This is a genomic window from Sphaerisporangium melleum, from assembly GCF_014646695.1.
Classification (GTDB): domain Bacteria; phylum Actinomycetota; class Actinomycetes; order Streptosporangiales; family Streptosporangiaceae; genus Sphaerisporangium; species Sphaerisporangium melleum.
On the sequence record NZ_BMNT01000086.1, the window covers coordinates 1 to 6,930 of the forward strand.

At 72.9% G+C, this 6,930-nt stretch carries 4 protein-coding genes; all 4 read right to left on the reverse strand.

Translation table 11 applies throughout. The features are described from left to right. Window positions 1-1,711 (reverse strand): condensation domain-containing protein (locus IEY93_RS36920; protein ID WP_229691788.1); only part of this gene is annotated, 1,711 nt, incomplete at its 3' end. Window positions 1,712-1,872: 161 nt separating this feature from the next. After that, window positions 1,873-5,124 carry a non-ribosomal peptide synthetase gene (locus IEY93_RS36925; RefSeq protein ID WP_189167813.1) on the reverse strand — a complete coding sequence of 1,084 codons (3,252 nt, stop codon included), beginning with the start codon at window positions 5,122-5,124 and terminating at the stop codon, window positions 1,873-1,875. Window positions 5,125-5,126: 2 nt separating this feature from the next. After that, on the reverse strand, window positions 5,127-5,957 hold the full coding sequence (locus IEY93_RS36930; RefSeq protein ID WP_189167814.1) for a hypothetical protein: 831 nt from the start codon (window positions 5,955-5,957) through the stop codon (window positions 5,127-5,129). Window positions 5,958-6,190: 233 nt separating this feature from the next. Next, a partial coding sequence (locus IEY93_RS36935; protein WP_229691789.1) for an acyl carrier protein occupies window positions 6,191-6,930 on the reverse strand: 740 nt, incomplete at its 5' end.

Sequence of the window (6,930 nt, forward strand, 5' to 3'; positions counted from 1 at the left end):
CCTGCCCCACCGGCAAACCCACCGGAACAACCCCCGACCAATCCCCCACCGCCAACCACCCCAACAACTCCCCAAAAGCACCGAACATCGCATCCAACACACCCACCGAAAACAACTCCTCCACCGCATCCCAGGCGAGGTGAAGGCCGTTCTCGTACTCGTTGATCTGGTGGTCGAGCCAGACCTGCGGGGTCTGCGTGATCATCCAGCCGGGCCCGCCGAAGGCCTCCCGGACCTCGGGGACGATCAGTTCGGTGCCGAGGTTGCAGGCGAAGACCACGGGAGCCCCGGTGTGCTCGCCGTCCCGGGCGAGGTCACGGAGCACCTCGACGCCCGAGTAGCCGGTGTGGCCGGCGTCGGCGCGGAAGCGCTCCTGCAGCGCCCTGGCCCGCGCGGCGAACGGCAGATCCTCCGACAGGTCCGCCTCCAGCAGGATCAGGTTGGTGAAGTCGGCGACCATGTCCGCGACGTCCGGATGCACCGTCTCGTCCCGGTCGAACAGCGGCACGTTGATCAGGAAGCGAGGGGTGTCGCTCCACGCGGCGAGCACCTCGCAGTAGGCGGCGGCGAGCACCATGGCCGGGGTGAGACCGTGCGCGCGCGCCTTCTCCTGGATGCGGCGCCACGTCTCGATCGGCAGCCACCGCTCCCGCCGGACGAATCTGGGCCGGTCGACGCTGCCCGGGTCCTTGGCGAGGGGCAGCCGAGGCGCGCCGGGCAGCTCGTTCAGCCTGCTCCGCCAGTACTCCTGGTCCCGGGTGCTCTCGGCGGCGCGCTCGGCGTCCCGGGCGGCGAGGTACCGGGGGAAGGAGAAGGCGATCGGCGCGGGCGTACGGGCGGGGTCGAGGTAGAGGCGGGCCAGGTCGCGCAGCAGGATCTGCAGGCCGAGGACGTCCGCGACGAGGAAGTCCACCTCGAAATGGACCCTGGAACGGCTGCCGGGGAGCAGTGACAGCCGCACGTCGAACACCTCGCCGCGCGAGGCGTCGAACCGGCGGTGGGACAGCCGGTCCCGGATCTCCTCCGCCGCCTCGGCCGCCCGGTCGCCCAGCTCCCTCAGGTCGTGCACGGTGAGCCCGGGCCACGGGCTGGTGTCCATGATCTGCTGGGTACCGTCGTCGTGGAAGACCGCGCGCAGCATGCCGTGACGACGGACGAGCGCGTGGACGGCCTGCTCCAGCCGGGCGGGTTCGACGTCCGCGCCGTCGAACTCCAGGTAGGCGTGGCAGCCGACCCCGCCGATCACCTGCTCGTCGGACCGGCCGACCCAGTACGCGAGCTGGACCGGGGTGAGCGGGAACGGCGCCCCCTCGTCCACGAGGACAGCCGGTGAGGCGACGAGCGGCTCCCCGGCGGGAGCGGCGGCGGAGTTCTGGGCGGCGCCGTCACCTGAGGCGGGGGCGTCGGCCGGCGCGGCGGCGGCGAGCCGGTCGGAGACCAGCGACCACCAGGCCGCCAGGGTCGGCGCCTCGGCCAGTTCGGCGAACGCGATGCGCGCCCCCGCGCGCCGCCAGCGTCCGGCCAGCCTCATCGCCCGCAGCGAGTCCAGGCCGAGAGTGACGAGGTCGGCGTCGTCGGCGACCTCGGAGGGGGCGATGTCGAGCTGGCCCGCGATGTCCGCGCGCATCGACTCCCTGGTCGGGGCCGCGGGAGCAAGACGGTCGGAACGAGCGGAGGGGACGGCCACGACGTCGTCGGTCTTGTCCAGCACGAGAGAACCCGCCTATCGATGAGGGGTGCCGATGTGGGAAGCCGCGGCGCCATCAGGCACGGGGCTGTCGAGCATGCCGGTCACGCCGCCGAAGACGCGCCGGCGGGAAGCCGCGCCGCGACACCGACCGGCAGGGGCGGCCAGTGTCACGGCGCGGCGGGTCAGGGAACGGCGATCGCCGCGCTGGGCCGGCTTCCAGCGGTCACCGTGGTGGACGGGGTTGCGGCGGTCGCCGCGCGCAGCCGCCGGGCCAGACCGGCGGGAGTGGGCTCCTCGAAGATGTCCTTGAGCTTGAGCCGCTCCTGGGTCGCCCGCTTGATCTCCTGCAGCAGCTTGACCGCCAGCAGCGAGTGCCCGCCGTAGGCGAAGAAGTTGCTGTCCGCCCCGAGGTCGGTGCGGTTCAGCATGGCCTTCCACAGCGTGACCAGCGTGTCGACCAACTCGTCCCCGGTCTCGGCGTCCAGGCCGGCCTCGGCCACCGCCGCCGGGGCGGTCCGCGGTTCGCCGGCCAGGCGGCGCAGCGCGGGGTAGTCCACCTTGTCGTTGCCGGTCATCGGAAAGGCGTCCACGGTCACGTACTCCTGCGGCGTCGCCGTGTGCGGCAGGGACGCGGCCGCGTGCTCCCACAGCTCGAGCCCGGGCCGGTCCGGGGCGACCACGAAAGCCCACAGCACGGCGTCCGCGCTCGGGTCGCCGACCACGACGACCGCCGCGGCTTTGACGTCCGGGTGGGTGAGCAGCACGCCCTCGACCTCGGCCAGCTCGATGCGGTTGCCGCGCAGCTTGACCTGACGGTCGAGCCGGCCGAGGATCTCCAGCCGCCCGTCCGCCGTCCATCGGGCCAGGTCGCCGGTGCGGTAGAACCGGCCGAAGGCGTCGTGCTCGCCGAACCGTTCGGCGGTCAGCTCCGGCCGCGCGTGGTAGCCGACGGCCACCCCGTCACCGGCGATGCACAGCTCGCCGCGCAGGCCGACCGGCAACGCCCGGCCCTGCGGGTCGGCGACGTACACCTTGGTGTTGGCGATGGGCACGCCCACGTCCACGCGGGCGGCGCCCGGGCCGACCCGTCCGGCGGTGGACCAGATGGTGGTCTCCGTGGGGCCGTACACGTTGTGCAGCTCGCACCCCGTCGCGGCGAGCTTGCCGGCGAGGACGGCGGGCAGCGGCTCGCCGCCGCACAGCACGCGGCGCCCCGCCAGCAGACCGCCGACCTGGTCTACCACCAGTCGCCAGGTGGTGGGGGTGGCCTGGACGATCGAGACCTCGTGCCGCCGCAGCACGTCCGCGAGCGGCTCGCCCTGCGTGCGGGCGTCGTCCGGCGCGACGGCCAGCCGGGCGCCGGTGGCGAGCGGCAGGAACAGCTCCAGCGCCGAGATGTCGAAGCTGAACGTGGTCAGCCACAGCACGGTGTCGTCCGGGCCGGCCGCCAGCCGGTCGGCGAAGTCGGCGATCAGGTTGGCCAGGGCGCGGTGGTCGATCAGCGTTCCCTTGGGCAGGCCGGTGGAGCCGCTGGTGTAGATGAGATACGCGTGGTCCTCCGGCGTGACCGAGCCTGTCGCCGGCGCCGTACCGGTGACCGGGACCACCTCCTCGACGGACATGAGCGGGAGGATCGGCCGGTCGCCCGGGACGGCGATCCCCTCGCCGGCCAGGACCACGACGGCGCCCGCGTCGTCGAGCTGGTAGGCGAGGCGCTGGTCCGGGTGGTCGGGGTCGAGCGGCAGGTACGCCGCGCCGGCCAGCCACACGCCGATCGCCGCCGCGGCCAGTTCCGCGCCGCGGGGCGCGAGCAGCGCGACCACGTCACCCTTGCGGACGCCCGCGGCGAGCAGCAGTTCGCGGGTCGCCTCGGCGGCGGCCCAGAGCCGCCGCGGGCCGACGCGGCGCGCACCGTCGAGCACCGCGACGGGACCCCCGGCGTCCTCGTCGCCGTACTCGCCGTACTCGCCGTCCTCGTCGCCCTTGACGACCGCCGTGCTCCCCGCGTCGCTCGCCTGATCGGCGTTCCGTACGCCTGCGGCCGGCCCGGCGTGCTCCGGCGGCGAGGCGAACACCCGCTCGGCGATCATGTCGAGCACGGTGGCCGGCACCACGGGACGCTCGGTGGCGTTGGCCGTGCCGATCACCGTCCTGTCCCGCTCACACCAGACCGGGACCTGTGCGAGCGGGGTGTCCGGAGCGTCGGCGAGCGTCACGAGCAGTTCGTCGAACCGGGCCAGCATCAGCTCCACGTCGACCCGGTCCAGGACGTCCACGCAGAACGCCGCCCGCACCTTGATCGCCTCAGGGGTGGAGGTGACGAAGAACTCCAGGTCGAACTTGCTGAAGCCGTTCTCCACGACGAGCGACGCGGCGGGCAGGCCGTCGAGGACGAACGCGGCGGCCGTGTCGGCGGGGATGTAGTTGAAGGTGTGCCGGAACAGGTTGTTGCGCCAGCCGTCCCGGGGCATGAGCTCCAGCAGGTCGTCCACCGGGTAGTCGGCGTGCGTCATGGCCTCCATGAACGTGCGGCGGGTCAGCCGCGTGAGCTCGCGGAAACTCTGCTCCGGATCGACCCGCGCGCGCAGCGTCAGCACGTTGATGTGGTAGCCGATACGCCCGCCCGCTTCCGGAGTGCGCACGCTCACCGGCGAGCCGACCGTGAGATCGGGCCCCGCGCCGTGCGCCGCCAGCAGCGCCTCGTACGCGGCGAGCAGGACGACCGACTCGGGCGACCGCAGCGCGACCTGCATCCGCCGGGTGGCCTCACGCGCCGCCGGCGACAGCTCCCAGTTGACGACGTCACCGGCGAGCGTCGTCTGCGCCGCCTCGGGCTTCTCGCACCACAGGTCCAGCTCACCGGCCCGGAACCCGGCCAGCTTGTCCCGCCAGAACCCGGCGCTGCTCGGGTTCGGCCCCGGCTCCTGCCAGGCCGGCACCACCTCGGGCTCCGGCGGCGCCTCCCCGGCGGCCAGCGTGTTGTAGAGGGCGGCGAGCTCGCCCATCAGCAGCGCGGCCGACAGGCCATCGAAGATCGAGTGATGGATCGCCAGGCAGTAGACCTCGCCCGCCTCCTCCTCCAGCACCCCGGCCCGCACCAGCAGCCCGCCGTCCTGGTGGAACGGCCGGGCCAGGAAGGCCGTGAGCCACTCGCGCGTGGCGCCCGAGCCGGCCTCCTCCAGGCGCGGCTCGACGTCCTCGGCCGGCACCACCTCGCGCGCCATGCCGCCGGACTCCGCGCGGAAGACCGTGCGTAAGATCTCGTGGCGGCGCAGCAGCCGGGTCACCGCGTCCAGCAGGACCGGCCGTCGCAGCCGGCCCGCGACGGTGAACGCCACGCTCAGATTGTTCACCCCGGCGCCCGGGACCAACTCCTCCAGCAGCCACAACGCCTGTTCCTTGCGCGTGGCCCGCCGGGTCGGCGTCTGTTCCATGCTCACTTCTCCAGCAACTTGGTGACGGCCCGGGCGACCTCCTCGGACCTGAGCAACTCCTGGTGGTCCTCCTCGAAGCTGAGTTCGTGCGCGACGATGTCACCGCGGCGCGGCGGGTCGTCGGTACGCAGCCGGTTCAGACCGTTGTGCGGTGTCGAGGAGCTGACCGCGGTGGCGCGCAGCCAGCCGTCCCACGGGTCGAGCTGGTCGGCGTAGCTCAGGAAGGACAGGAAGCGGCTGAACGTCTCCCACATCTCCTCGCCGTACTCCTGGTCGAGGCCGGCCCGCTCGAACGCGTTGTGGCCGACCTCCCGGAACACGGCGTACAGCTCGGAGGCGTACCGCTCGACCGTCATGTCCTCCTGCCGGATCAGCCGGTCCATCACCTCGCGGGTGCCGGCGATGTCCTCCTCGGTCAGGATCGAGGAGAGGATCGTGAAGACGTTGCCGAACTGGAAGTAGATGTTCTCCAGGCTGGTCGGCTCGGGGTCGAAGACGATGAGCTCGGGCTTCTCGTCCTGCAGTTCGGCGAGCGCGGCCACCAGCTCGGCCGCGTAGACCGCGCCGACGCAGTACCCCATGACGGCGCGGACGGTCCGGCCGCTTCCGCGCAGCGGTTCCAGCCAGGAGCGGACATAGGCGCCGCCGTCGACGCCCGAGCCGGGCGCCACGGAGGGCGGGACGACGTGCCAGAAGGCCGAGTCGTGGTCCATGCGGGCCACCAGGTCGGGGAAGCCCGCCTCCGTGCGTCCGGTCTCGGTGAAGTCGACGCAGAGGACCAGGTCCTTCGAGTCGGACTCGCTGAGCGGCATCCAGGTCGTTACCAGGTTCATTTTCACTTCCTTGGTCCGGGTCCGGGTCCAGGTCCAGGTACGGGGCCGGAGCCCTCGGTCGTATGTCCGGTTCGGCCGCCGGGCCGGGGGCCGGAGTCCGCGTTGGGCGGGCTCGACGTCCAGGTCCGGGTCGTGGTCTCGGGGTTATGAGTCCGAATTGGGGGGTCGTGGTCGAGGTTCGGGTCAGGGGCGGTTCCGAGTCCGGGGCGGATCGGAACCGGGATGGACGCCGATCAGGCGGCTCCGCCTTCGAGGGCCAGCTCGATCAGCCGGTCGGCGTCCATGCTGTCGATGCTGTCGATCGCTTCCGCGGCGTCCGGCTCGCTCTCCTCCAGGACGCCCGCGAGGCGGAACAGGTCGTCCAGCAGCCCCGCCTCGCGTAGCCGTGAGATCGGGACGGTGGTGAGGAACTGCCGGACCTCCGCGTCGGTGCGCGGCGGCGCGGCCGTCCCGGGGGCCGTGTCCGGGAAGAACCGCTCCAGGACCAGGCCGGTCAGGGCGTGCGAAGTCGGGTAGTCGAAGACGAGGGTGGCGGGCAGGCGCAGCCCGGTGGCCGTACCGAGCCGGTCGCGGAACTCGACGGCGGTGAGCGAGTCCAGGCCTAGGTCCTGGAACTGACGCTGCGGGTCGATCGCGGCGGCGTCCGGGAACCCGAGTACGGCCGCCGCCTCGCCGCGCACCAGGTCCGACAGCAGGGACAGCCGGTCGGCGGGCTCCAGCCCGGCCAGCCGCTCGGCGAGGCCGGCAGGCGTGGCCGCCGCCGCTCGCCGCCGGGCGGTACGCGGGGCACCACCGGCCGTGGTGAACCGCGCGGGAACCAGTACGGCGCGGCCTGCGTGGAGCGCGTCGTCGAACAGGGCCAGCCCTTCCGCGACCGTCAGCGGCGCCACTCCCGAGCGTTCCATGCGTCGCAGGTCCGCCTCGGTCAGATCGGCGGTCATCCCACCGGTCTCCCACAGACCCCACGCCAGCG

What these genes read in the sequence shown, in the direction of transcription:
- IEY93_RS36925 (WP_189167813.1), bottom strand. Translation starts at nt 5,124, where the DNA reads ATGGAACAGACGCCGACCCGGCGGGCCACGCGCAAGGAACAGGCGTTG.
- IEY93_RS36930 (WP_189167814.1), bottom strand. Translation starts at nt 5,957, where the DNA reads ATGAACCTGGTAACGACCTGGATGCCGCTCAGCGAGTCCGACTCGAAG.